At 71.7% G+C, this 24,342-nt stretch carries 25 protein-coding genes and 1 pseudogene; 10 read left to right on the top strand and 16 right to left on the bottom strand.

The genetic code is table 11. From position 1 onward, the window contains the following. Positions 1–42: 42 nt before the first annotated feature. A pseudogene (locus ACTWP9_RS26260) lies at positions 43–312 on the bottom strand (hypothetical protein); the annotation flags it as partial. A 56-nt stretch (positions 313–368) separates the two neighbouring features. Between ACTWP9_RS26260 and ACTWP9_RS26255 the strand changes: the two are divergent. Beyond that, complete coding sequence (locus ACTWP9_RS26255; RefSeq protein WP_443248749.1) at positions 369–749, top strand: hypothetical protein; 381 nt, start codon at positions 369–371, stop codon at positions 747–749. A 60-nt stretch (positions 750–809) separates the two neighbouring features. Here the strand turns inward: ACTWP9_RS26255 and ACTWP9_RS26250 are convergent, their stop codons facing one another. Continuing rightward, complete coding sequence (locus ACTWP9_RS26250) at positions 810–1,118, bottom strand: ArsR/SmtB family transcription factor (RefSeq protein ID WP_443248748.1); 309 nt, start codon at positions 1,116–1,118, stop codon at positions 810–812. Between the two features lie 88 nt (positions 1,119–1,206). Here ACTWP9_RS26250 and ACTWP9_RS26245 point away from each other — a divergent pair, with 88 nt between their 5' ends. The 4 genes from ACTWP9_RS26245 to ACTWP9_RS26230 all read left to right on the top strand — a co-directional run bounded on the left by ACTWP9_RS26245 (position 1,207) and on the right by ACTWP9_RS26230 (position 4,676). Beyond that, positions 1,207–1,575, top strand: coding sequence for a VOC family protein (locus ACTWP9_RS26245; protein ID WP_443248747.1), 369 nt, complete (start codon positions 1,207–1,209; stop codon positions 1,573–1,575). 76 nt (positions 1,576–1,651) lie between these two features. Then, positions 1,652–2,359 carry a class I SAM-dependent DNA methyltransferase gene (locus ACTWP9_RS26240; protein ID WP_443248746.1) on the top strand — a complete coding sequence of 236 codons (708 nt, stop codon included), beginning with the start codon at positions 1,652–1,654 and terminating at the stop codon, positions 2,357–2,359. Positions 2,360–2,516: 157 nt separating this feature from the next. After that, positions 2,517–3,503, top strand: a complete 987-nt coding sequence (locus ACTWP9_RS26235; RefSeq protein WP_443248745.1) for an aldo/keto reductase — start codon at positions 2,517–2,519, stop codon at positions 3,501–3,503. Positions 3,504–3,596: 93 nt separating this feature from the next. Beyond that, positions 3,597–4,676 carry a DUF6461 domain-containing protein gene (locus ACTWP9_RS26230; protein ID WP_443248744.1) on the top strand — a complete coding sequence of 360 codons (1,080 nt, stop codon included), beginning with the start codon at positions 3,597–3,599 and terminating at the stop codon, positions 4,674–4,676. Between the two features lie 32 nt (positions 4,677–4,708). On the opposite strand, the gene ACTWP9_RS26225 is transcribed toward ACTWP9_RS26230, so the two are convergent. Together ACTWP9_RS26225 and ACTWP9_RS26220 are read right to left on the bottom strand one after the other, a co-directional pair. Next, on the bottom strand, positions 4,709–5,275 hold the full coding sequence (locus ACTWP9_RS26225; RefSeq protein WP_443248743.1) for a histidine phosphatase family protein: 567 nt from the start codon (positions 5,273–5,275) through the stop codon (positions 4,709–4,711). Positions 5,276–5,385: 110 nt separating this feature from the next. Next, positions 5,386–6,843 carry an aminotransferase-like domain-containing protein gene (locus ACTWP9_RS26220; RefSeq protein ID WP_443248742.1) on the bottom strand — a complete coding sequence of 486 codons (1,458 nt, stop codon included), beginning with the start codon at positions 6,841–6,843 and terminating at the stop codon, positions 5,386–5,388. Between ACTWP9_RS26220 and ACTWP9_RS26215 the strand changes: the two genes are divergently transcribed. From ACTWP9_RS26215 to ACTWP9_RS26205, 3 genes are all read left to right on the top strand, one after another. Then, positions 6,842–7,885 carry a DMT family transporter gene (locus tag ACTWP9_RS26215; RefSeq protein ID WP_443248741.1) on the top strand — a complete coding sequence of 348 codons (1,044 nt, stop codon included), beginning with the start codon at positions 6,842–6,844 and terminating at the stop codon, positions 7,883–7,885. The two genes, ACTWP9_RS26220 and ACTWP9_RS26215, sit on opposite strands and share 2 nt — an antisense overlap. A gap of 26 nt (positions 7,886–7,911) precedes the next feature. Beyond that, on the top strand, positions 7,912–8,118 hold the full coding sequence (locus ACTWP9_RS26210) for a DUF1918 domain-containing protein (protein ID WP_443248740.1): 207 nt from the start codon (positions 7,912–7,914) through the stop codon (positions 8,116–8,118). A gap of 256 nt (positions 8,119–8,374) precedes the next feature. Continuing rightward, complete coding sequence (locus tag ACTWP9_RS26205; protein ID WP_443248739.1) at positions 8,375–9,247, top strand: 3-hydroxybutyryl-CoA dehydrogenase; 873 nt, start codon at positions 8,375–8,377, stop codon at positions 9,245–9,247. Positions 9,248–9,295: 48 nt separating this feature from the next. Here ACTWP9_RS26205 and ACTWP9_RS26200 read toward each other — a convergent pair whose 3' ends face one another. The 8 genes from ACTWP9_RS26200 to infC form a co-directional block, all read right to left on the bottom strand. Beyond that, the gene (locus ACTWP9_RS26200; RefSeq protein ID WP_443248738.1) at positions 9,296–10,870 is read right to left on the bottom strand and encodes an MFS transporter; all 1,575 of its coding nucleotides are present in this window, start codon (positions 10,868–10,870) and stop codon (positions 9,296–9,298) included. Between the two features lie 120 nt (positions 10,871–10,990). Then, positions 10,991–13,492: a phenylalanine--tRNA ligase subunit beta gene (gene pheT / locus ACTWP9_RS26195; RefSeq protein WP_443248737.1), complete on the bottom strand. Its 2,502-nt coding sequence runs from the start codon at positions 13,490–13,492 to the stop codon at positions 10,991–10,993. Next, complete coding sequence (gene pheS / locus ACTWP9_RS26190; RefSeq protein WP_443248736.1) at positions 13,492–14,613, bottom strand: phenylalanine--tRNA ligase subunit alpha; 1,122 nt, start codon at positions 14,611–14,613, stop codon at positions 13,492–13,494. Before pheS ends, pheT begins: the two co-directional genes overlap by 1 nt. A gap of 223 nt (positions 14,614–14,836) precedes the next feature. After that, on the bottom strand, positions 14,837–15,892 hold the full coding sequence (locus ACTWP9_RS26185) for an ATP-binding protein (protein WP_443248735.1): 1,056 nt from the start codon (positions 15,890–15,892) through the stop codon (positions 14,837–14,839). A 72-nt stretch (positions 15,893–15,964) separates the two neighbouring features. Continuing rightward, the gene (locus ACTWP9_RS26180) at positions 15,965–16,768 is read right to left on the bottom strand and encodes a TrmH family RNA methyltransferase (protein ID WP_443248734.1); all 804 of its coding nucleotides are present in this window, start codon (positions 16,766–16,768) and stop codon (positions 15,965–15,967) included. Positions 16,769–16,948: 180 nt separating this feature from the next. After that, positions 16,949–17,332, bottom strand: coding sequence for a 50S ribosomal protein L20 (gene rplT, locus ACTWP9_RS26175; RefSeq protein ID WP_209237807.1), 384 nt, complete (start codon positions 17,330–17,332; stop codon positions 16,949–16,951). Between the two features lie 80 nt (positions 17,333–17,412). After that, positions 17,413–17,607 carry a 50S ribosomal protein L35 gene (gene rpmI, locus ACTWP9_RS26170; RefSeq protein ID WP_433104406.1) on the bottom strand — a complete coding sequence of 65 codons (195 nt, stop codon included), beginning with the start codon at positions 17,605–17,607 and terminating at the stop codon, positions 17,413–17,415. A 101-nt stretch (positions 17,608–17,708) separates the two neighbouring features. Then, positions 17,709–18,329 (bottom strand): translation initiation factor IF-3, encoded by a 621-nt coding sequence (gene infC / locus ACTWP9_RS26165; RefSeq protein WP_209211742.1) that lies wholly within the window; start codon positions 18,327–18,329, stop codon positions 17,709–17,711. Positions 18,330–18,702: 373 nt separating this feature from the next. Between infC and ACTWP9_RS26160 the strand changes: the two genes are divergently transcribed. Next, entirely contained in the window at positions 18,703–19,077 is a 375-nt protein-coding gene (locus tag ACTWP9_RS26160; RefSeq protein ID WP_443248733.1) for a DUF1844 domain-containing protein, read from the top strand. Positions 19,078–19,151: 74 nt separating this feature from the next. Here the strand turns inward: ACTWP9_RS26160 and ACTWP9_RS26155 are convergent, their stop codons facing one another. Both ACTWP9_RS26155 and ACTWP9_RS26150 read right to left on the bottom strand, forming a co-directional pair. Then, positions 19,152–19,916, bottom strand: coding sequence for an MIP family channel protein (locus ACTWP9_RS26155; protein WP_443248732.1), 765 nt, complete (start codon positions 19,914–19,916; stop codon positions 19,152–19,154). A gap of 112 nt (positions 19,917–20,028) precedes the next feature. Next, entirely contained in the window at positions 20,029–20,775 is a 747-nt protein-coding gene (locus ACTWP9_RS26150) for an SseB family protein (RefSeq protein ID WP_443248731.1), read from the bottom strand. A 66-nt stretch (positions 20,776–20,841) separates the two neighbouring features. On the opposite strand from ACTWP9_RS26150, the gene ACTWP9_RS26145 reads away from it, so the two are divergent. Then, positions 20,842–21,711 carry a serine hydrolase gene (locus tag ACTWP9_RS26145; RefSeq protein ID WP_443248730.1) on the top strand — a complete coding sequence of 290 codons (870 nt, stop codon included), beginning with the start codon at positions 20,842–20,844 and terminating at the stop codon, positions 21,709–21,711. On the opposite strand, the gene mycP is transcribed toward ACTWP9_RS26145, so the two are convergent. Next, entirely contained in the window at positions 21,620–22,861 is a 1,242-nt protein-coding gene (gene mycP, locus ACTWP9_RS26140; RefSeq protein ID WP_443248729.1) for a type VII secretion-associated serine protease mycosin, read from the bottom strand. The two genes, ACTWP9_RS26145 and mycP, sit on opposite strands and share 92 nt — an antisense overlap. Further along, entirely contained in the window at positions 22,858–24,321 is a 1,464-nt protein-coding gene (locus tag ACTWP9_RS26135; protein ID WP_443248728.1) for a hypothetical protein, read from the bottom strand. The genes mycP and ACTWP9_RS26135 overlap by 4 nt, the downstream gene beginning before the upstream one ends. Positions 24,322–24,342: the final 21 nt, after the last annotated feature.

Below are 24,342 nucleotides of genomic sequence, written 5' to 3'. Positions count from 1 at the left end.
AGGAGCATGACTATACGCTGGGCAGCAGTTTTATGCAATGAATCATGTGATCAACCGGCCGAGACCGTTGTGCCATGGCGCATCAGCCGGCGAATTGAGCCCTGTGCCGTCAAGGCTCCACGTCAGGACAGGGCGAGGACGCAGAACTCTTGACCCTCCGGTTCGGTCCCGCACGGTCTGCACGCCCGGCGCGCGGAGGAACTCGAGATACGGGCCGACACCCTTGGCGGAGCGCAACACAGCGTGATCGTCGGTCACCTCGTGCAGGGTCCAGTCCATCGCCTCGTCCCAGAACCGGGCCGATCGCCCGGGTGGTGGTCGACTGCGCTGCCCCGCGTACGGCCACCGGCCGACGGTAGCGTTTCGGCATGACGTCAGTGCCGCCCCGGTTCCCGCCGTATCCGATCCGCGGCGTGCACGTACTGCACCAGAAGCAGAACTGCGCCCCGCACTTCGCGGAGATCACTGTGGACTTCGAACCCTCACCGGCCGAGGGTTTCGCCTTCGAACCGGCCGAAGGGCTGACGGTGGAGTACGAACCCGCAGCGGATCTGCCGCGGTTCTTCGCGGCGGCTGCCGCGGGGATCGAGGAGCAGCTGAGCCTGCCCGAGCACGGCGTCGTTCCGGCAACCCGGGTGGTGCTGCGCCAAGCCCGCGCCCACCGGTTCGGCTCCCATGAGCTGGCGTTCAAAATCGCGGGGTACCTCGCCGCCCGCCAGGCGCTGGCGCGTACGGAGCCGCGTCGCTGATACCGCGCTGATGCCGACGCTGATGCCGCGGTGTTGAGCGTGGCCCTCGCTGAGGCTGCCTCAGCGTCTCCCGTCGGCCAGCACCGCGTCCAGGAGCCCCGGAAAGCGGGCGTCGAGAGCATCGCGGCGCAACGACATCAGGCGGGCCTTGCCCATCCGGCGGGTACGGGTGATGCCCGCTTCCCGAAGGATCCGCCAGTGGTTGGAGAGTGTCGAGCGCGGCACCTGGAGCCACTCGGGGCTGCACGGGCTCTCGCCGCTCTCCGCCATGTCGCGTACGAGAGCCAGCCGCACCGGATCGCCCAAGGCGTGGAGCACCTCGGACATCTCCAGATCCGCCGCCCATTCGCGTGAGGGCTGCGTCACCACCTCTCCCCTCCTCCTCATCACCAGGTCACCCGTAGTATGCCGCTCAGTTCAACATTTCGGGAAAATTGAAATGGTCAAGGGGACAGTCATGCCCGCAGCCCGCACCACCCTCGCCCGCGTCTACGTCGACGACCTGGACACCGCGCTACCGACCTTTGTGGACCTCACCGGCGAACAGCCGAGGCAGCGCTTCAGCTACCGCGGTCTCGAACTCGCGACCATCGGCGGATTTCTCCTGCTGGCCGGGACGACGGAAGCACTCGCCCCCTACCGCGGCACCCACGCCACCGTGCTGGTCGACTGCCTCGACGAGGTCCTGCAGCTCACCGAGCAGCACAGCGGCAAGATCCTCGACGGCCCCAACGTGGTGCCCACCGGCCGGAACCTGACCGTCCGGCACCAGGGCGGCTCGACCATCGAGTACGTGGAGTTCGACGCCTCGCAACCGGGGGCCTGAGCCGGGCCGGGCCACGTCCGGCCGACAAGGGAAAACCTGTCGCCATGACCTCGCAGGGGCCGTGATACTCACCCGCATGCTGGATTTCTCCGACTTCGACACGCGTGGCTACCGCACTGTGGACGTGGCCACGGGGTACGGCCAATGGGTCAGCACCTACGAGGACACCGTCGAGGATGTGATGGACCTCGCGCTGCTGGACGAGCTGACCGTGCCCGAGTGGCGCGGGGTGCGGCGCGCGGCCGACCTGGGGTGCGGCACCGGGCGGACCGGTAGCTGGCTGCGGCGGCAGGGCGTCACCGGCACGCTCGACGGGGTGGACCTCACCCCGGAAATGCTGCGGCTGGCCCGCGCCAAGGGCGTCCACGACCGGCTCCGGGAGGGCGACGTACGCGCCACCGGGCTGGAGTCGGGCGCCTACGACCTGGTGATCTCCTCGCTCATGGACGAGCATCTGCCCGATCTGCGGCCGTTCTACCAGGAGGCATGGCGACTGGCGGCGCCGGGCGCGCACTGCGTCGTCATCGCCTTCCACCCGCACTTCATCATGGCCTCCGGCATGCCCACCCACTTCACCGACGCCTCCGGCGAGCACGTGGCCATCAGCACCCATGTCCACCTGCTCAGCGACCATGTGACAGCGGGGCTGGGCGCCGGATGGCGGCTCGCCGAGATGCGGGAGGGCGTCATCGACGAGCGCTGGCTGGAGCGCAAGCCGAAGTGGGAGAAGTACCGTCACCACCCGATCTCGGCCGCGCTGGTGTGGCACCGGGAGGCCGACTGAACGCACGGGGCGACTTGAGCGTACGGGGGCGGCTCGGGCGCAGGAGGTGCGGCGGCGGTTTGCGTTGGAGCGCACTCCAGCACCTAGCGTCGACGACAGATCGCATCGACCTGCGCCCGGGCCCCGAACCCCGGCGCCCGGCACTGGAGGTACCACCATGACCGCCCTTCCCACCCGTCATCTGGGAGATCTCGCCGTCTCCGCGCAGGGCCTCGGCTGCATGGGGATGAGCCACGGCTACGGCTCCTCCGACGACGAGACCTCCGTCGCCACCATCCACCGGGCTCTCGATCTTGGTGTGAACCTCCTGGACACCTCCGACTTCTACGGTGCGGGCGCCAACGAGGAACTGCTCGGCCGGGCCATCGCCGACCGCCGCGAGAAGGTGGTGCTGGCGACGAAGTTCGGCTTCGCCAACAAGCTGGGTGAGCCCACCGTCATCCGGGGCGACGCCGCATACGTACGCCAGGCGTGCGAGGCGTCGCTGCGGCGGCTGGGCACCGACCACATCGACCTCTACTACCAGCACCGCGTCGACCCCGAGGTGCCGATCGAGGAGACCGTGGGGGCGATGGCCGAGCTGGTGACCGAGGGCAAGGTGCGCCACTTGGGGCTGTCCGAGGCGGGCGCGGAGACCATCCGGCGGGCCCACGCGGTGCATCCGATCAGCGCGTTGCAGAGCGAGTGGTCGCTGTGGACGCGTGACCTGGAGGACGAGATCGCCCCGCTCTGCCGCGAACTGGGCATCGGCGTGGTGCCGTTCTCGCCGCTGGGCCGCGGCTTCCTGACGGGCCGTTACACCTCGGTCGACACCATGGAGGAGGGCGACGCCCGACGCAGCATGCCGCGCTTCGCCGGGGACAACTTCGACCGGAACCTGGCGATCGTCGAGCGGCTGAACCAGCTCGCCGAGCAGCGCGGGGTCACTGCGGGGCAGCTCGCCCTGGCGTGGGTGCAGCACCGCGGTGACAACGTGGTGCCGATCCCCGGCACCCGGCGGCAGAAGTACCTGGAGGAGAACGTGGCGGCGCTCTCGGTCTCCCTCAGCGCAGCGGAGCTGGCCGACATCGAGGCGGCGGCACCCCGCGACCGCATCGCCGGCGCCCGCTACGACGACGGCGCCCTGGCCTTCGTCAACCGCTGAGCAGCAACCCGTCGGTCAGCAACCGCTGAGCGCAACCGCCCATCGGCAACCGCCGAGCAGCCACTGTCAGTTCCCCCGCCCATACTCGTCAGCATGGCTGAGAGCGTGGAAAAGAGCGAGGGCGCCCAGAAGGAGTTCGGCGCGCTGCTGAGCGAGGTGGCATTGGACGAGGCGGCGTGCATCACCGCCGTACGCGGTGCTGATGTCGCCGACGTGATCCGGCTGTTCGGGGGCGACCCGGACCGGGCCGTGCAGCGGGTGCTGGGCGAGGATCTCCTCGAAGAGCTGTTCGACGGCACCGACCGCGAGACGTCCCCGATCGCGGTGGCCCAGGCGGGGCCCGCCGTGGTGGTCGTCGAGTACAACGGCTTCCAGGGCTCGCGCGAGGAGGTGCTGCGCCCCCTCTCCCGCCTCGGCGGCCGGGCGGCGAGCGCCTACTGGAACGACGACGCGCTCTCCCAGCTCGCCCTCGCCGAGGACGGACGGGTGCTCTCCGCCTTCGAAATGCTGTTCCCGGACGAACGCCACGGCACGGCCCCCGGAGCGTGGGACGCGTATCTGGGCGGGCTCTCCTTCGGTGCGGGCAGCGACTGGCAAGCCGCCGGAGCAGCCGCCGTCGCGCGGGCCACGGGCGCCCGGCTGGACGAGGAATGGGCCTCCGCCCCGCAGTTGTATGTGGAGATCGAGGAGGTGCCCTCCGCCCTGCTGCCGCAGGCGCTGGAGGACTCGCCGCTGCTGGCCGAGGAACCCTTCCGCTCCTTCCGCGCCGACCTCGGGCCGGGCGCCGTACCGGAGATGGAGCGTTACGGCGTGGAGCTGGCCGCCCGGCACCTCGGTCTGGCCGACGACGCGCTGTGCACGCTCGCGCTGGCCGTCCTGGACGGCTGCGGTCCGCCCGAGGGCCGCAGCGGACTGCGGGCCGAGCTTGCGGCCCGGGCTGCGGCCGACGAGGGCGCGGCCGGCCGCGGTGCCGGCTGCGGCGGTCCGGCAGCGGGCCGGGCGGCGGTATGGCAGACGCTCGGCGATCTGCTCGCCCGCGAGGACGGCGCTCCGGTCGCCGGGCCGCCACCGATGTTCCACCTCTCCCGCGCCATGACCGACGGCCGCCGAAGCCCCGAGGCAGACCGATTCTGGCTGCTCCACGCTCTCCACAGAGCGGCGTGCGAGGGCTGAAATCGGCGATCAGTACCGGGGATTGCGGCGGATCACGACAGGTCCAGATGCCAGTCGCCCGCCTTCCCGGTGAGGGTGACGGTGGCGAGCGGGTGGGTCTCCAGCTGCCAGTAGGCGTGCGGTGGGGCTTTGAGGGCGTAGCAGAGCGCTGCTCGTAAGACGGAGGGCTCGGTGACGGCCACCGCCCACTCGCCCGCGCCCACCGGCCGGGTGTCCAGCCAGCCGCCGATCCGGCGGATGAAGGCCAGCAGGGACTCGCCCCCGTGCGGGGCCGAGCACGGATCGGTGAGCCACTGCTGGACGGCGTCCGGTTCGCGCGCCGCCACCTCGCCGAGGGTGGCGCCGCGCCAGCGGCCCATGTTCCAGTCGAGCAGCGCCGGCTGGGCGAGCGGGGTGAGCCCGAGCACGGCGCCCGTCTCGCGGCAGCGCGCCGACGGCGAGCAGTAGCGCAGCTCGGCAGCCGCCAGGTAGGAGAAGTCGGGGGCCCGCCGGACGGCCTCCTCCCATCCGGTGGCGTCCAGCGACCGGTCCTCGCCGAAGCGCACGACCGCCAACGAGGAGCTGCGGCCCGCGGCGAGCAGCGTCATACGCACGTGCATGCGGTGAGAGTAGAGCGGTACGGCCGGGTGTTCGAGAGTCTCGACACACCGCAGTTTTCCGGGAGTTGAGCCGGAACACGATCCTGACGCCGGGTCAACTTCCCAGTCCCCTACCCCGGCAGTACCTCCGCGCAGGCCGTACGGAGGCGGCGTACGCCCTCCACGATGTCGCCCTCCGCCGCCGCCGGAGCGAAGGTGAGCCGCAGATGAGGGGCCGGGGACTCGGCGGCGAAGTAGGGGCGGCCTGGGGCGACGGCGACACCGGCACGCAGCGCGGCGGCGGTCAGCGCGCCCTCGTCGGCCCCGTCGGGGAGCCGCAGCCACAGGTGGTAGCCGCCGCGCGGGACGTGATCGAGGCACAGCACGGGCAGCTCACCGGCGAGCGCGGTGACCATGAGCTCGCGCCGGGTACGCAACTCGGCGGAAACGGTGCGCAGATGGCGAGACCAGGCGGGGGCGCCGACCAGTTCCAGCGCCGCCTCCTGGAGCGGTCGCGGAACGAAGAAGCTGTCGACGATCTGGATGGCACGCAGCCGCTCCAGCACGGGCCCGCACGCGGCCAGCGCGCCCACCCGCAGGCTCGGCGATGTGATCTTGGTCAGCGAGCGGACATGCACGACGACCCCGTCGGGGTCCTCGGCGCGCAGCGCGGGCGGGAGCGGTCCGGCGTCCTCGTGCGCGAGTTGCCGGGCGAAGTCGTCCTCGACGACGAAGGCGCCGGCTTCGCGCGCCACCCGGAGCACCTCGCGGCGCCGGTCGGCCCGGAGTACGGCACCGGTCGGGTTCTGGAACAGCGGCTGGCAGACGAAGACCCGCGCACCGCTGGCCCGGAAGGCGTCCGCCAGCAGATCGGGCCGTACGCCACAGGGCTCGACGGGCACCGGCACCGGGCGCAGGCCCGAGGCCCGGGCGGCGGCGAGCATGCCGGGATAGGTGGGGGATTCCACGAGTACAGCGGCACCCGGGGGCGCGAGGGCGCGCAGCGCGGTGGTGATCGCCGACTGCCCGCCCGAGGTGACCAGCACCTCCTCGGCAGCGACCGTCCCGGACGGCCCGCCGATCTCCCGCGCGAACCAGTCGCGCAGCTCCTCGACCCCTTCGAGGGGCGGCCGTCGCCACGCGCCGGGCCGCCGCCCGGCGCGGGCGAGCGCGGCGGCGAGAGCCTTCTCCGGCTGCAGACCGGGCGGCAGATAGCCGCCGTTGAGTTCCAGCACGCCCGGCGGCGGCACATCGAGCGTGGTCGTCACACCGCTCGCGTCGACGCTGCGGGGCATCTGGTCGGCGGAGGCGTCCGCACTGAGCGCCACCTCCTGCCACGAGGTGTCACCCCGCGGCTGGAGCGCGTCGTACGGGCGCCGCGCTTCGGCGCGGAACGCGCCGATCCCGGGCCGGGTGACCACCAGCCCCTCGGCGACCAGCACCGCCAGCGCCCGCGAGACGGTCACCGGGCTGGCCCGGAACCGCTCGACCAGCGCCCTGCTGGACGGGAGCTTTCCGCCAGGAGAGTAGCGGTCCAGCTCATCCCGCAACGAAGCGGCCAGGTCAGCAACACTGCTACGCTCTGCCATGAGAGACAACGATAGCGCTACTTGCACTGCACGGATAGCGGCTCCGTCCCCGGCCTCGCCCCCGGAACGCCGGGTCGGGACCGTACCGGGTGAGCCGGCCCCCGGCCCGGCCGTCCCCTCCCTGTCCGGTCCGTCGCAACCCGCAGCGCACCCGGCCCCTTCCGCCCCCGCACCTGTGGGCCGGACCGCCCGGACCGGCGTCGTGTTCGCCGCGCTCGGGGTCGTTCTCTTCTCGCTGACCTTTCCCGCGACCAGCTGGACGCTGGAGGGGTTCGGACCCTGGTCGGCGACGGCACTACGGGCCGTGCTCGCGGGGCTCGTCGCCGGCGGAGTGCTCATGGTGCGGCGGGTGCCGCTTCCCGCGCGGCGGCACTGGGGCGGGCTCGCGCTCGCCGCTTCCGGCGTCGTGATCGGGTTTCCGCTGCTGACCACGCTCGCGCTGGAGACCTCCACCACCTCGCACGCCGCGGTCGTCGTGGGGCTGCTCCCGCTGACGACGGCCCTCTACTCTTCGGTACGCACCGGCTCCAGGCCCGCCCCGCTGTTCTGGGTCGCGGCGCTGGCCGGGGCCGCCGTGGTGGTCGCGTTCGCGCTGTACCAGAGCGGCGGCGCCCCCAGCGTCGGCGATCTGTTCCTGTGCGGAGCGCTGCTGATCTGCGCCGCCGGGTACGCCGAGGGCGGCAGGCTGGCACGGGAACTGCCCGCGCTGGAGGTGATCGGGTGGGCACTGGTGGGCTGTCTGCCGCTCGCCGCCGTCGGCGCCGCGCTCGCCCTGGCGCACGAGCCCGTCACGCTGACCGCGCACTCCGTACCGGGTCTGGCGTGGGGCGCGCTGGGCTCCCAGTTCATCGGGCTGCTGTTCTGGTACCGCGCGATGGGGCTCGCCGGAGTAGCCCGTACGAGCCAGGTGCAACTTGCGCAGCCGCTGCTTACGCTGGTGTGGGCGGTGCTCCTACTCGGTGAGCGTCTTTCTCCCGCCGCGCCGGCGGCGGCGCTCGCCGTACTGGTGTGCATCGTGGTCGTACAGCGCAGCCGCGCCTGACCACCGGGAACTGGAGGGCATGTGTCATGCGAGCGAACACAGGCGACCAACTGCTAGTGCACGGAAGGACCGTGGGGCAGCACGACCGTACGGCGGAGATCGTCGAGGTCCTGGGCACCAAGGGTGAGCCTCCGTACCGGGTGCGTTTCGAGGACGGCCACGAGGCCGTCGTCTCCCCTGGCCCCGACTCCGTCGTGCAGGGCCGCCGGGAGAAGCACGAAGAGAAGAGCTGAGCCCCCGAGGAGAAGAGCGCCCGATACCGGCGCTCTTCTCCTGTGCTGGTCTCCCGTGCTGGTCCCCATGCCGGACCGAGCAGGCCGTGCATTCCTCATCCAGGCTGTGCATTCCACACATAGGTGACCTTTCGCCCCCGCCCGCCATCCTCTGTTCGCACACAGGTAACGTCGGGCGGCGAAGCAGCGTGTCCCGGCGCCCTCGTACTCCGGGGCGGGTCCGCTGCGGATCGTGAAATTCGGCGAAAGGCACGAGGTGACGGAGTCTGTAGCCGGCGTAGAACGCGTCGGAGTGGTGGGCTGTGGCCAGATGGGTGCGGGTATCGCGGAGGTGTGCGCGCGGTCCGGCCTGGAGGTGATGGTCGCCGAGACCACCGGCGAGGCCCTGGAGCTCGGCCGCACCCGGCTGGTCAACTCGCTCGGCAAGGCCGCGGACCGCGGCAAGATCAGCCGGCAGGAGTGCGACGAGGCGCTGGAGCGGCTGTCCTTCACCACCGACCTGGGCGACTTCGCCGACCGCGATCTGGTCATCGAGGCCGTGATCGAGAACGAGCAGGTCAAGACGGAGATCTTCCAGGTGCTGGACCAGGTGGTGACCCGCACCGACGCCATCCTGGCCTCGAACACCTCCTCGATCCCGCTGGTGAAGCTCGCCGTCGCGACCTCGCGCCCCGACCAGGTCATCGGCATCCACTTCTTCAATCCGGCACCGGTGCAGCAGCTCGTCGAGCTCATCCCGGCCCTGACCACCGGCGAGGAGACCGTCAAGCGGGCCGAGGCCGTGGTGGGCCAGGTGCTGGGCAAGCACACCATCCGCGCCCAGGACCGCTCCGGTTTCGTCGTCAACGCGCTGCTGATTCCGTATCTGCTCTCCGCCATCCGGATGTTCGAGTCGGGCATCGCCAGCCGGGAGGACATCGACAACGGCATGGAGCTGGGCTGCGCCCACCCCATGGGCCCGCTCAAGCTCACCGACCTCATCGGCCTCGACACCGTCGCCTCGGTCGCCGATTCGATGTACGCCGAGTTCAAGGAGCCGCTGTACGCCGCTCCCCCGCTCCTCCAGCGCATGGTCGACGCGGGCCGGCTGGGCCGGAAGGCGGGCGCGGGCTTCTACGCCTACTCCTGAGCCGCCGCCCCGCCACCCGGCGATCCCCCTCCCCGGACACCCCCGCCCTCAGACCGCGGGGGTGTCGGCGCGTGGCTCGTCACCGGGCTGGTCCGGCTTGTCGCCGGGCTTCTTGAGCTTCTTGACCGTCCGGCGCCGCGCCGCTCCCACCGAGGTCCGCACCACGGAGAGCGGCTTGGCGACCGACTCCAGCGACTTGCGCTCGGCATCCACCCCGAGGAACGTCTCGGCCAGCCCGCCGACGACCATGATGACGGCGCCCATCAGGAAGCCGACGTAGAGACTGCCGCGCTCGGTCCCGTCGCCGATGAGCCAGCCGTAGAAGTACGGCCCGGTGGCTCCGGCGGCCTGGCCGATGGCGAAGAAGAGCGCGATGGCCTTGCCCCGTACCTCCAGCGGGAAGATCTCGCCCGCGGTCAGATAGCCGGAGGAGGCACCGGCCGAGGCGAAGAAGAAGATGACGCACCAGGCGAAGGTCTGGGTGGTCGCGGTCAGCACATCGGCGACGAACAGCGTCGCGGTGACCGCCAGCGCGCACCCGGAGAACAGATAGGTCCCCGCGATCAGCCAGCGGCGGCCCACGATGTCGAAGAGCGGCCCAAGGACGATCGGGCCGAGCAGGTTCCCCGCGGCGAACGCCAGCAGATACATCGGCGCATCCTTGTCGGAGACGCCGTAGAACTTCGTCAGCACCAGGGTGTAGGTGAAGAAGATGGCGTTGTACAGGAACGACTGCGTGATCATCAGCGTCGAGGCGAGCACGGCCCGCTTGGGGTACTCCTTGAAGAGGACCCGCAGCAGCGTGACGTAGGTGCTGTGTGCCGACTCGCTGATCTCGATGGCGTCCTTCTCGTCGACCGGCGGCAGCTTCTTGCCGTGCCTGCGTACTGCGGACTCGATCCGGGCGATGGCCGCCTCGGCCTCGGCCTCCTTCCCGTTCATGATCAGCCAGCGGGGGCTCTCCGGCAGATGACGGCGGACGAACAGCACCGAAAAGCCCAGAACGGGGCCGAGCAGGAAGCCGATCCGCCAGGCGACGGAGTCGTCGAAGGTGCTGAGGATCATCAACTCGGCAATGGTGCCGACCATGGCCCCCGCCCAGTAGGTGCCGTTGACCAGCAGGTCGACCCGGCCCCGGAAGCGGGCGGGCATCATCTCCTGGATCGCCGAGTTGATCGCCGCGTACTCACCGCCGATACCCGTCCCCGCGATGAAGCGGGTCAGATACAGATAGGCGTCCCAGCCGAACCCCTGCCCATAGGTGAGCGCAGTCAGCCCGCTGCCGAACAGATAGACACCGAAGGTGAGCAGGAAGAGTCTGCGGCGCCCGAAGCGGTCGGCCATCCGCCCGAAGAAAAGCGCACCCGTCACCTGGCCGATCAGGTAGACAGTCGCGATCAGACCCGCCTCGCTGGAGGACAGACTCAGCGTGTCCGAGCGGGTGAGAACCGAGGTGACTGAGCTGGCGACCGTGATCTCCAGGCCGTCCAGAATCCACGCACAGCCCAGCGCCGCAATCATCTTCGTGTGGAAGCCGGACCAGGGCATCCGGTCGATACGTGCAGGGATCAGGCTGCGGAGCGGTGCGTCCGCCGGACGGGATGATGAGTTCGCTGCTGCCACGCCGTCACCCGTAACCGCCGCCGCACGTCTGTCAGAAGATCGTCAGGGCTTCTCACCCGAAAAGATGAGGGGACATCCGCCAGTGCCGGATGTCCCCTCGAACGCCGGGCCGAGCTTCGCTCAGGCGCCCCGCAGCACCGCGCCAGTCCGCTCGACCGCCTCGGCGACCGCCGCATCACGTGCTGCGGACGCCTCCTCGGCCTTCAGCGTGCGGTCCGGAGCGCGGAAACGCAGCGCGTAGGCCAGCGACTTACGGCCGGCGCCAAGCTGCTCACCGGTGAAGACGTCGAACAGCCGCAGCGACTCCAGCAGCTCACCGGCGCCCGCGCGCAGTGCGCTCTCCACCTCGGCAGCCGGCACCGACGCGTCCACCATGAGAGCCACGTCCTGGGTGGCCACCGGGAACGTGGACACATGCGGGCCCCGCACCGGTCCGGCCGCAGCACGCTCGACCAGGTCGAGATCGAGCTCCATGGCGCAGGTGCGCTCCGGCAGCCCCAGCGCCTTCACGGCCCGCGGGTGCAGCTCGCCGGCGTGCCCGGCCAGCACCTTCTCGCCGTCCAGCCGGACGTGGAGCGCTGCGCATCGCCCCGGGTGCCAGGGCGCGAAGCTCGCGCTCTCCAGGGTGAGTTCCACTCCCGTCTCGGCGGCCACGGTGCGGGCGGCCTCGACGGCGTCGGCCCAGTCGGCGGGGCGGCCCTTGCCCCACCAGCCGGCGTGCTCGCGGGCGCCCGCCAGAACGACCGCCAAGTGCCGGGGCTGCTCGGGCAGCGCCGCATCCAGCGAGGACAGCTGCTGCTCGGTGGGCCGCTGGGTGACGGGCAGCCGCTCGGGGGTGGTCTCGCTACCGGTGGGCAGGAAGACCAGGCCCGTCTCGAACAGCGCCAGATCGTGGCTGCCGCGCCCGTCGTTGCGGCGCAGCGTGGCCAGCAGACCGGGCAGCAGGGTGGTGCGCAGCCCCGGCTCCTCGTCCGAGAGCGGGTTGACGAGCTGAACGGTGCGGCGGCGCGGGTCGTCCGCGTCCAGGCCCAGCGCGTCGAACACGGCGTCGCCGACGAACGGGTACGACGGGGCCTCGACATAGCCGGCGCCCGCCAGCGCGCGTCCGACGCGGCGGTGCAACCGCTGCCGCTCGGTCAGCCCACGCCCCGGCAGCGGCCTCGGCAGGGTGGAGGGCAGGTTCTCGTAGCCCTCCAGCCGGATGACCTCCTCGGCCAGGTCGTTCGGGTCGGTCAGATCGGGCCGCCAGGAAGGCACGGTCACCGTCAGCTCATCTTGGCCGTAGACGTCGCAGCCGACCTGCTGGAGGCGGCGGACGACGGTCTCGCGGCTGTATGCGACGCCCGCAACCTTGGCGGGGTGGTCGGCGGCGAGCAGCACGGTGCGCGGCCCTGACGGCGTGGTGATCTCGGTGACGCCCGGCTCTGCTGTGCCGCCTGCGAGCAGCACCAGCAGATCGACGGTGCGCTGCGCTGCCGCTGCCGCTGCCGCCGGGTCGACGCCCCGTTCGAAGCGGCGCGAAGCCTCGGAGGAGAGCTTGTGGCGGCGCGCGGTACGGGCGACGGAGACCGAGTCGAAGTGCGCTGCCTCGATCACCACATCGGTGGTGCCCGGCGCTGTACCGCCGTCGGCGATCTCGGTGTTGGCGCCACCCATCACCCCGGCCAGGCCGATCGGCCCGCGATCGTCGGTGATGACCAGGTCATCGGGGGCCAGAACGCGCTTGGTGCCGTCGAGCGTGACCAGCTTCTCGCCGTCCTCGGCCCGGCGCACCCCGATGGCGCCCTCGATACGGGACCTGTCGTAGGCGTGCAGCGGCTGGCCCAGCTCCAGCATCACGTAGTTGGTGATGTCGACGGGCAGCGAGACGGGACGCATCCCGGCCTTCTGCAGCCTGCGCTTGAGCCAGATCGGTGACTGTGCCTCGGGCCGCAGCCCGGCGACGGTACGAGCGGTGAACCGGTCACAGCCGAGCCGGTCGGCGACCTTCACCGGGTAGCCGTGCGCGTTCGGCGCGGGCACGTCCAGCAGCGCAGGGTCGCGCAGCGGCACCCCGTAGGCGGTTGCCGCCTCGCGGGCGAGACCCCGCATCGACAGGCAGTAGCCGCGGTCGGGCGTCACCGCGATGTCGAGCACCTCGTCGACCAGCTCCAGCAGTTCGATCGCGTCGGTGCCGACCTCGTGCTCGGGCGGCAGCACCATGATCCCGTCGTGGTCCTCGCCCATGCCCAGTTCGCGCTCGGAGCAGATCATGCCCTCCGAGACGTGCCCGTAGGTCTTACGGGCACTGATCTCGAAGCCGCCGGGCAGCTCAGCGCCCGGCAGCACGACGACGACCTTGTCACCGACGGCGAAGTTGGTGGCACCGCAGACGATGTTCTGCGGGTCGTCGGCGCCCCGGCCGACGTCCACCTGGCAGTAGCGGATGGGCTTCTTGAAGTCCTTCAGCTCCTCGATGGCGAGGACCTTGCCGACCACCAGCGGGCCCTTGAGCCCGGCACCGGTCTGCTCGACCGTCTCGACCTCGAGACCGGCAGCGATCAGCCTGGCCGCGACATCCCGGCCGGTCTCCGAGGCCGGCAGGTCGACGTACTCCCGGAGCCACGAAAGCGGCGCCCGCATCAGATCTCCATCCCGAACGGCCGGGTGAAGCGCACATCACCCTCGACCATGTCTCGCATGTCTTCGACGTTGTGGCGGAACATCAGCATCCGCTCGATGCCGAACCCGAAGGCGAACCCGCTGTACTTCTCCGGGTCGACGCCGCAGGCGGTCAGCACCCGCGGATTGACCATGCCGCAGCCGCCGAGCTCGATCCAGCCCTCGCTGGTGCACGTACGGCAGGGGTTGTCCGGGTCACCGACGGACTTGCCCCGGCACACGAAGCAGACCATGTCCATCTCGGCGGACGGCTCGGTGAAGGGGAAGTAGGACGGGCGCAGCCGGGTGCCCAGGCCCTCGCCGAACAGCGCCGAGACCATGTGGTCGAGGGTGCCCTTCAGGTCGGCCATGGTCAGCCCCTCGTCGATGGCCAGCAGCTCGACCTGGCCGAAGACGGGGGTGTGCGTGGCGTCCAGCTCGTCGGTGCGGTAGACCCGGCCGGGGCAGATGACGTACACGGGCAGCTCGCGCTCCAGCAGCGAGCGGATCTGCACCGGTGAGGTGTGGGTCCGCAGCACCACGCCGGAGTCCTCGGCACCGTCCGGGCCCCGTACGAAGAAGGTGTCCTGCATGGTGCGGGCCGGGTGGTCGGGGCCCAGGTTGAGTGCGTCGAAGTTGAACCACTCGGCCTCGACCTCGGGGCCCTCGGCGACCTCGTAGCCCATCGCCACGAAGACGTCCTCGATACGCTCCGACAGCGTGGTCAGCGGGTGCCGGGCGCCTGCCGGGCGGCGGTCGTAGGGCAGCGTGACATCCACCGCCTCCTCGACCAGCATCCGCTCGTCGCGCTCGCGCTCCAGCTCCTCCTGGCGGGCCTTGAGGGCCTTGTTGACAGCCCCCCTGGCCTGTCCGACGCGCTTGCCCGCCTCCGCCTTGGCGTGCGGGGGCAGCGCGCCGATCTCGCGGTTGGCCAGCGCCAGCGGGGAGCGGTCACCCGCGTGTGCTGCCTTGACCTCGCGCAGCGCCTCCAGATCCCCGGCAGCGGCGACGGCGGCGAGCGCCTCGTCCCTGGCCCGGTCGATCGCTTCCGGTTTCAGTGCCTCGACCTCGACAGGGTCGTACGACTTGTTGGGTGCCGACATCTCTTCCCGTGTTTCCGATTGTCCCCCAGCTATCACTGGGAGGTGCCCCCAGGCTGCGCCCCGGCCATGACTGCTGACTGCGTGCCGAAGCCCGAGTCTAAAGGGGGCCGCCTGGTGGCGGATACGCGGAGGCCAGGGGCCCGGCCTCCGGTGCTGGCTGCGGGGGTCGGCCCGTGAGCGCCGCGTTCCCCCGGCCTCCGGCCGGGAGTGCCGCCAAGGCCGGTCAGGCCATGAAGGCCGGGGCGCCCACGGGCAGGATAAATCGGAACCGGGCACCGCCCGCGGGCGCCCGCTCGACGGTGATGACCCCGCCGTGCGCCTCCACGATGCCCTTGACGATGTAGAGCCCCAGGCCCGTGCCGCCGCGCCTGCTGCCACGCCAGAAGCGGGTGAATACGCGGCTCATGGACTCCTCCGGGATACCTGGCCCCTCGTCGCTGACCGCCACGGCCGTCGCCGTACCGCCCGGCACGCGGGGGGACGAGGTGGGCTGGACCTCGATGGTGACAGTTCCCTCGCCGTGCCGCACCGCGTTTTCCAGCAGATTGGCGAGCACCTGGTCGATCTTGTCGGGGTCGGCCCACAGGTCGGGCAGCTCGTCGGCGATCTCGGTCTTGAACCGGGAGGCGGGCCGGCCTGCCGCGACGTGGGCCTCCACATGGCGCCGCACCGCCGCCGCCATGTCCAGCCGCTGACGCCGCACCTCCAGCCGACCGGAGTCGATACGGGAGATGTCCAGCAGCTCCGCGATCAGCCGGGTGACGCGGTTGGCGTCGGCGTTGACGGTCTCCAGCATCAGCCGCTTCTGGTCGTCGGTGAAGCGCTCCCACTTGGCCAGCAGGGTGGCGGTGAACCCCTTGACGGAGGTGAGCGGCGAGCGCAGTTCGTGGGCGACGGTGGCGATCAGCTCGGCGTGGCTGCGCTCGGTGCGCCGCCTGGCCTCCGTACCGCGCAGTGTGACGACGACGCGCTCGACGGGCCCCCGCGGGTGTGCCCGTACATAGCGCGCCGCGACCAGCACCTCGTGGCCGCCGGACAGCAGCAGGTTCCGCTCGGGCTGCCCGTTGCGGATGGCCGGCCCGTGGTACGGGTCCGTGAGCTGCCACCAGCGGCGGCCGTCCAGGTCCTCCAGCGGGAGCGCGGTGTGCAGGGGACTGCCCAGCGCCTCCTCCCGTGCCCGCCCGGTGATCCGAACAGCCGCGGCGTTGAAACAGACGACGCGCCCGGCGCCGTCGGCGATCACAAGCCCGTCGGGCAGGTCGTCGGGCTGCACGTCCATCCCGTTCCGCCCCTCCTCCGGCCGCCCTCGGTCCCCGGCACCCTACTAGCTCTGCGTGACCGCGCGGCACCCTCAGCGGGACCGCTGTGCGCGGGCCGAGGCGTAGAGGCAGACAGCCGCGGCAGTCGCCAGGTTGAGGCTCTCGGCGCGGCCGTGGATGGGCACCCGCACGACGGAGTCCGCCAGCGCCCGGGTCTCCTCGGGCAGCCCCCACGCCTCGTTGCCGAACACCCACGCCGTGGGCCCGGCCATCGCTCCGGCGTCCAGTTCCTCGTCCAGGTCCCGGTCCCCCGCCCCGTCGGCTGCCAGCACCCGTACTCCGGCTCCGGCCAGCCCCTGGGCCACCTCTTCGACGGGCACGTCCACGACGACCGGCAGATGGAAGAGCGAACCGGCCGAGGCACGTACCGCCTTGGGGTTGTAGATGTCCACCGAGGCATCGGTCAGCACCACCGCGTCGGCCCCGGCGGCGTCGGCGCACCGCAGCACGGTGCCCGCGTTGCCGGGGTCGCGTACGTGCGCCAGGACGGCGACCAGCCGGGGCCGTGCCGTCAGGATCTCCGCGAGGGGCCGGTCCAGGAAACGGCACAGCCCCACGATGCCCTGTGGTGTCACGGTGTCGGACATCTCCGCGATCACCTCGGCGGAGGCGGTGAGCATGGGGACGCGCGCTGCGCGGGCCGCCGCCAGGATGTCAGCGTGCCGCTCGGCGGCCTCCGGTGTCACATACACCTCGACGAGGTGCTCCACCGCCTCCCGCACAGCCTGCGGCCCCTCGGCGAGAAACCGCCGCTCCTTGCCCCGGAAACTCCGCTTGCCGAGCTTGCGCGCGGCAGTGACACGGGGCGACCGCACAGAGGTCAACTCGGGCTGCATGGGCGGAAGTTGCTCGCTTTCGGATAAACAAATTCTCGCCGCCGTGGGGGCACCCCCGTGCGGAGCATGGGGGAGAAACCACGACGGCGAGAGTTGGGGTACCCCCTGCTCGAAGAGCTCGGGGGAGGAAGGGCCGACGGAGTCGGCCACAACGCTCGATCAACGGCGAAGCCGCCGCGCTCAGGCAGCCTTCGGCGCGTTGACGTCGCTCGGCAGCGCCTTCTGCGCGACCTCGACCAGCGAAGCGAAAGCCGCGGCGTCGTTGACCGCCAGGTCGGCCAGCATCTTGCGGTCGACCTCGATGGAGGCGGCCTTCAGACCCTGGATGAAGCGGTTGTAGGTGATGCCGTTGGCGCGGGCCGCGGCGTTGATCCGCTGGATCCACAGCTGCCGGAAGTCGCCCTTGCGCTTCTTGCGGTCGTTGTAGTTGTAGACGTAGGAGTGGGTGACCTGCTCCTTCGCCTTGCGGTACAGGCGGGAACGCTGGCCGCGGTAGCCGCTGGCCTGCTCCAGGATCGCCCGGCGCTTCTTCTGAGCGTTTACTGCCCGCTTGACGCGTGCCACGTGATTACTCCTTGTTGGCGGGGCCGGGAGGGGACCTCACTCTCCGGCCCAGGTCGATGGGGTCCCGGTCGTACGGGGACTTACTTGCCGAGAAGCTTCTTGATCTTCTTGGCGTCGGCCGGGGCCGCTTCGGTCTTACCGGCAAGGCGGCGCGTCAGCGTGGACGGCTTGTGCTCGAGAAGGTGGCGGCGACCGGCGCGCTGGCGCATCACCTTGCCCGTGCCGGTGACCTTGAAGCGCTTGCGGGCACCACTGTGCGTCTTGTTCTTCGGCATGTCGCCGTTTCACTCCTCGTCAGTGACGCTCCCGCTGTCGTAAGGGCAGGCGGAAGCGCCAGTTGTTCGTATGGGTTCCAGGGCGGGTGCCCCGGGAGGGCTCACGCCTCGGCAGGCTCCTCGGCGGACTCCTCAGCGGGAGCGGACCCCTGCTGGCGCTCCGCCTTGCGGGCGGCCTGCGCCTCACGGGCCTCGGCCATCGCCTCGGTCTTCTTCTTGTGCGGACCGAGAACCATGATCATGTTGCGGCCGTCCTGCTTCGGGTTGGACTCCACGAAGCCCAGGTCCGACACGTCGTCCGCCAGCCGCTGCAGCAGTCGGAAACCCAGCTCGGGGCGGGACTGCTCACGACCGCGGAACATGATCGTGATCTTGACCTTGTCACCCTGCTTGAGGAACCGGACGACGTGACCCTTCTTGGTGTCGTAGTCGTGCGGATCGATCTTCGGCCGGAGCTTCATCTCCTTGATGACCGTGTGCGCCTGGTTCTTGCGCGCTTCACGGGCCTTCATGGCCGACTCGTACTTGAACTTGCCGTAGTCCATGAGCTTGCACACCGGCGGACGGGCGTTCGCCGCGACCTCGACCAGGTCGAGGTCGTACTCCTGGGCGAGCTCCAGGGCCTTGGCAAGCGGCACGATGCCGACCTGCTCGCCGCTGGGACCGACGAGTCGCACCTCGGGGACGCGAATGCGGTCGTTGATGCGGGGCTCGGCGCTGATGGGGCCTCCTCGGGTACACCGCGCGAGCGTCTGGCGAACGACCGCGCATGGTTAAGTAATCAGTGGGTGACCACCGCTCGCGGGCGCAAAAAACGCCCCGGACGGGTCACAGGCGGGGCTCCTCACAGACCGGGAGCACCGCCGCGGAACTCCGCGGGGCGCAGCCTGACCGTTGACCCGCGGCCCGCAGGGCCACCAGGTGGGAGATCGGAGCCTCCACTTGCGGGCTGGAGGCCGTCCCCGCAGGGGCAGTCTTCAGCCGGTCGATATCCCAGCATAGCAGCAGGGCGCCAGGTGCGCCGCGCGGTGCTCGCCGCTGCGGCAGCTCGGCCCGTACGACAGTACGGAAGCGGCGGGGCTTAGGGTGATCCGCATGAGCGACGCCGCAGCCGCCGGGCAGCCCTCCGGTCAGACCCCCGACTTCGACAGCCTGACCCGCGACATCGCGGAGGTCCCGGCGGTCGAGGTGATCACCACCGTGGCGGTGCACCTGATGAGCTCCGCCGCCGTCAACCTCGGCCTGGCCGAGGAAGGCGAGCAGCACAAGGACCTGGACGAGGCACGGAAGCTGATCCAGGCGCTGGCCGGCCTGGTGACCGCGAGCGCCACCGAGATCGGCTCCTACCACGCGGCGCCGCTGCGTGACGGCCTCAAGTCGCTCCAGCTGGCCTTCCGTGAGGCATCCACCGTCCCCGACGAGCCCGGCCAGGGGCCCGGCGAGAAGTTCACCGGTCCGGTGCACGGCTGAGTCTCCCCCAAGCTCTCGGCCCCTCCGCCGGCCTCCGGCCGGGAGGTGCCCCCGGAGCATAGGCACGCGGGTGCTCAGCTGACCCTCATCTCGCGCCGTGGCCGCCGGTTCGGCTGCGGATGCGTGAGCACGTGCACGTACGCCGCGACGGCCGCGCCCACCAGCGGTGCCACGATGAACAGCCACAGCTGGGTGAGCGCCGCGCCACCGGCGAAGACGGCGGGACCGAGGCTCCGGGCCGGGTTGACGGAAGTGCCGGTCAGCGGGATGCCGACCAGGTGGACGACGGCCAGCGCGATACCGATCGGCAGCCCGTCGAAGCCGACGACCGCCACCTTGTGGGTGACCGCGAGCACCGTGTAGACGAGCAGGAACGTCAGGATCAGCTCGGCGACGAAGGCTCCGCCGGTGTTGATGTGCACCGCCGAGCGGTCGCCGAAGCCGTTGCTGCCGAAGCTCCCGCTCGTCTCCAGGCCCGGAACCTGCTTGGCGACGAGGAACAGCAGCGCGGCACCCGCGATACCGCCGACGAGCTGTGCGATCCAGTACTTGATCGCCAGCTCCAGATCGAGCCGCCCGGCCAGGAACATCCCGAGCGTCACCGCCGGGTTCACATGGGAGCCGGATATCGGGCCGATGGCGTACGCCAGGGCGAGCAGCACGAAGCCGAACGTGAGCGCGATACCCAGCGAGCCGACGTACTCGGCCGCCAGCACGGCAGCGCCGACACCGAAGAACACCAGCAGCAGGGTGCCCAGGAACTCTGCAGCGACCGGCTGTGGCTTGTCTTCCAGATCTCTGAGCTGCTCAGGACTCGCCTGGAGCGTCTTGACCTGCATATCGACCTCCCGTGGGGGTCGTAGGCGGCAGCCGGGGACCGGACTCTCCCGGCACTTCCCTGAGTGTCCGACGCACCCGGGCGGCTCGCACCTCGGGCGCGGTCAGGCCCGGTCAGGCCCGGTAGAAGGCCGCCTCGGGCAGCGGGCTGCCCGGGGGGAGGAGCGCCAGGTCGAGGCCGCGGACCAGCCGTGCGCGCAGCGTCTCGTCGGCGGCCAGCGCACCGGCCACCCGCTGGGCGACCGCCTGGACCTCGGCGTCCGGCGCGAGCGCGAGGGCAAGCGTGCCGTCCCCCGAGCCGTTGCCGGGCGTGAGATGGGCACCGGCGACCGCTGGTTCGGCCGCGAGCACGGCCCGCAGCGCGTCGGCCACGGCGGGGTCCGCCAGCGCGGAGGTGTGGACGCGGCCCTCGGCGAGCGCGTGGAGCGCCGGTCCGGTCAGCTCGTAGGGCACCGGTCCCGCCAGGTCGAGGAGCAGCGTGTCGGCCTGCTCGTGCGCCATCGCCTGGAGCGCCTGGGGCAGCGGTACGGCGACGGGGCGGGCGTCGGGGCGCCAGCGGGTCAGTGCCTCGGTGGAGGTGAAGGCGGGCAGCGCGCGGCGGCCACCGGGCGCGTTGAGAGTGGGGACCGCCATCTCGCTGGTCTTGTCGCGGCGCAGCCCGTCCTCGCCGGTCTCGGCCTCGGTGAGGACGGCGACGACGGGCACGAGCAGCCGGGCTCCGTGCAGCGCCGCCAGAACGCGGGTCTCGGCGCCGGGCGCCCGGCGATCGGCCTGCCAGGCGGCGAGCGCGTCGGCGAGCTCGGTGTCGGCGGTGCCGTCGTCGCCGGAGAAGGCCGACCGGGGAATGTTCTTGAGCGCCACGCACCGAGCGTATCGGGTGGCCGCCACCGCTCCGCCGCGGAGGGCGGGCGGCGATAGCGTCGTCGGGTGAACGCGCGAAGCGATGCGGAGAGCGGCGACGGGGTGCCGAACGAGCTGCTGTCCCCGGCAGGGCTGGGGCCGTCGGCGCGGCTGGCTGTGGCCGCGCAGTCGCTGGACGGGGGCGGGCCTGTGGCGGTGAGGGTCCGGGCGGACGAGCCGTTCGTGGCGGCGAGCGTGATGAAGGTGCACATTCTCGTGGCGCTGCTGCTGCGCGTACGGGGCGAGTGGGGCGGCCCGGCGCGGGAGGTGACCGCTCAGGAGAGGGCGTGGGCCGCCGCGATGATCGAGCGCAGCGACAACGAGGCGGCGAACGCGCTGTGGCGGGCTGCCGGGGGCGCGGAGGGCATCGCGGCGGCGGGTCGCCTGCTGGGGCTGACCCGGACGCGGCCGGCCGAGGACGGGCGCTGGGGCCTGAGCACCACAACGGCCGCCGACCAGCTCGCGCTGCTGTGCGCCGTGCACGGGAGCGGGCCCCGGCGTGACGTACTCGCGCCGCCGGTACGGCGATGGGTACGGGAGCTGATGCGCGGCGTCGTCCCCTCGCAGCGCTGGGGCGTGACGGCGGCCGGGGACGAGCACGTGGAGGCGCCCGGGGTGGCATCCGGCGAGGTGAAGAACGGGTGGCTGCCACGTACGGCGACCGGGCTGTGGGTGATCAACAGCGTGGGCCGGATCACCGCCGCTGGCCGCCCCTGGCTGCTGGCGGTGCTCTCGGACGGGCACGCCACAGCCGAGGAGGGCATCGCGGCGGTGGAGGGCGCGGCCCGCGCCGCGGTACGCACCCTCATGGACCGCCGGGCAGCCCTGGCCCCCCGTCCGGGCCGGAGCCCGGAAGGCCGACGCGGGTCCGCAGCCGGGGCGGGATCCGCGGGGTGAACCCCCGGTGCACGGCGAGGGCCGCGCCGATCAGCAGCGCCCCGAGCAGGGCGGCCAGGATCGCGAACCAGCCCGGTCCGCCCTCGTCGCCGGGCCCTGCCGAGCCGAAGTACTCCTTGCCGTACTTGCCGACCGGCGGCTGCTGTTCCCGCGGCTCGATGTGGGAGCCCATCTCGATGGCCGCCGCCGGATCCACGACACCGGTGCCGACCGCGTCGCTGCGCCCGCCCTGCGGGGTGTGGCCCGCGGTGTCGGAGATCAGCTCCTTGATCTGCGCGGGGCTCAGATCCGGATGCGCTGCACGGACGAGCGCCACGACGCCCGAGGTGAAGGCTGCGGCGGCGCTGGTGCCCCAGCCCTGGTAGTAGGAGCGGTCGGGGTCGGCGATGAGGATGTCCTTGCCGGGCGCGGCCACGGTGGCGTACCAGCGGCGGGTGGAGAACGCGGCCCGTGCGCCGTTGCGGTCGACGGCGGCCACCGCGATCACGCCCGGGTAGGCGGCGGGATAGGAGACATGGTCGCCGTCCTCGCCGCCGTTGCCGGCCGAGGCGACGACGACGGCGCCCTTGCGCAGCGCGTACCGGACAGCGGCGTCCTCGCGGGCGTCGGGGTGTGCGGCGTTGCTGTCGTCGCCCAACGAGAGGTTGATGACATCGGCGCCGTGGTCCGCGGCCCAGCGGATGCCGTCGGCGAGCGCGGTGTTCCGTTCGCCGCGGGCCTTGGCGCGCTTCGGGTCGGTGTCCTCCAGCAGGACGCGGACCGGCAGGATGCGGGCCTCCGGCGCGATACCGAGGACCCCGTCCTTGCCGCCCTTGCCGTGGCCGTGACCGGCGATGATCCCGGCCATGGCAGTACCGTGCCGGGCCCACGCGCGGTTGCCCTTCTTGGCCCCCATGCCGACCATGTCCTTGCCGCTGCGGACGTTCTTGTGCAGGTCGGGATGGCTGTCGTCGACGCCGGTGTCGAGTACGGCGACGGTGATACCGCGGCCCTTGGTGGTCTTCCACGCCTCCTTCGCGTGCAGGGCGTTGAGGGCCCACTCCTTGCGCTGGAGCCCGAAGCCCTCCGCCTGTGCCGTACCGGCGGTGACGGGCGCGAGGGCGAGCAGGGCACACAGGAGGGTGACCAGGGTGCGCAGCACACGATTCATCCGACCTTGCCCTCGCCTTCCCCGCCCTGGTCCTTCTTGCCCTGATCCGTCTTTTCCTGGTCCTTCTTGCTCTGGCCTTGCTTGCCCTGGTCCTTCTTGTCCCGGTCCTTCGCCTCGTCGCCGGAGCCGGAATCCCGCTGGGTCGTGGCCTCCCGGAGCCGGCGCTCGATGCGGTCGGCGATGCCCTGGGCATCGTGACCGAGCCCAGCCTGTGCGGCGGCGGAGGTCTCGCCCTTGCGGGTGGCGTCGTTCGCCGACTGGGGGTCGGTGACGACACGGCCGTCCGCGAACCCCGAGACCGTGTAGACGACGACAGGCGCGTCCCGCAGCACCCGGACCGTCCAGCTCGCCCGCTGCGCATCGCCGAAGTCGGCGGCGACCGTGCCGCGCGCGGCGTACGGACGGGGCATCAGATCGGTGCGCTGCGGGAGGTTCTGGGCCGCGAACCGCTCCCGCAGGTCGCGCATGGCGGCCGGGTCGGCCTTGGTGAACATCAGCCCGACCGTGGTGACGCTGCTGGAGGTCTCGTCGGCGTAGGTGGCCCGCACCAGCCGGGCGCAGCCCACCGGGGCCAGCGCCTTGGTCAGCAGCGGGTCGAAGGCGTGCTTGCAGCCGCTGTCGGGCGCCACCGCAACCCGTGTCCAGCTCCGGTCGGCGCCGCCAGGGCCGGCGCCCTCGCCCTTGAGGGAGCGGGGGAACAGCTCGTCGACGGGGAGCTCGTGCCAGGCGGCGCGGGCGCCGTCGAACCCCGCGGCCACCGCGGGCCGTTCACTGGCGTCCCCGGACAGCAGCACCCCCGTACCCGCGCCGCCCAGCAGACCGACGCCGAGTACGAGGCAGACGGCGACGACGACCGTACGGGCGGTCAGCGGGGCGTGCCCGCGGCGGCCGGCGGCCTGGGCCAGACGGAATCGAGCCGCGACTCCCGGTGGCGGCAGGGCGACCGCGGGCGGCGGGGACGGGGGCACGACCGGCTCGGTGCGGGGCTGTGCCGGGCGCCGGGAGGCCGTGAGGGGTTCACCGGTGGGAGGTGCGGGCTGCGGCGGCAGGGCCGGCGCCGGGGGGCGGAGGGTGTGCGCGGGGTCGCGGGGGGCGGGGACGGAGGCGCCTTCGGAGCGCTCCGCCACCTCCTCTTCCCTCTCCCTGGAATGTGGCATCTGTGGGCTGGACTCGTCTTCCGGGGTCGGCTCCGCATTCGGCTCGCGCCCCGTCTTCTCGCCCGTACCGGTCGTACCGGCCGTGCCGCCGGCGACGCCGGGCTCGGTGGTGAACAGTGAGGTGACGGGACGTGGGGGGACGCTCGGACGCGGAGGGACAGCGGGGCGGGGCGGCGCTGATGGTGCGGGGGTGGACGCGGCCGGGGCCTTGTCCGGAGCGCTGGACGGATGCGGCGGGACAGCGGGACGGGGTGGGGTGGCGGGGCGCTCGGGGACAGCGGCGCGGTCGGCGTCAGTGCCCATGTGCGCCCCCCTTCGCGCGAT

Source organism: Streptomyces sp. 3N207 (genome assembly GCF_052246355.1).
Taxonomy (GTDB): Bacteria; Actinomycetota; Actinomycetes; order Streptomycetales; family Streptomycetaceae; genus Streptomyces.
This window is presented reverse-complemented; position numbering and strand designations above follow the sequence as displayed.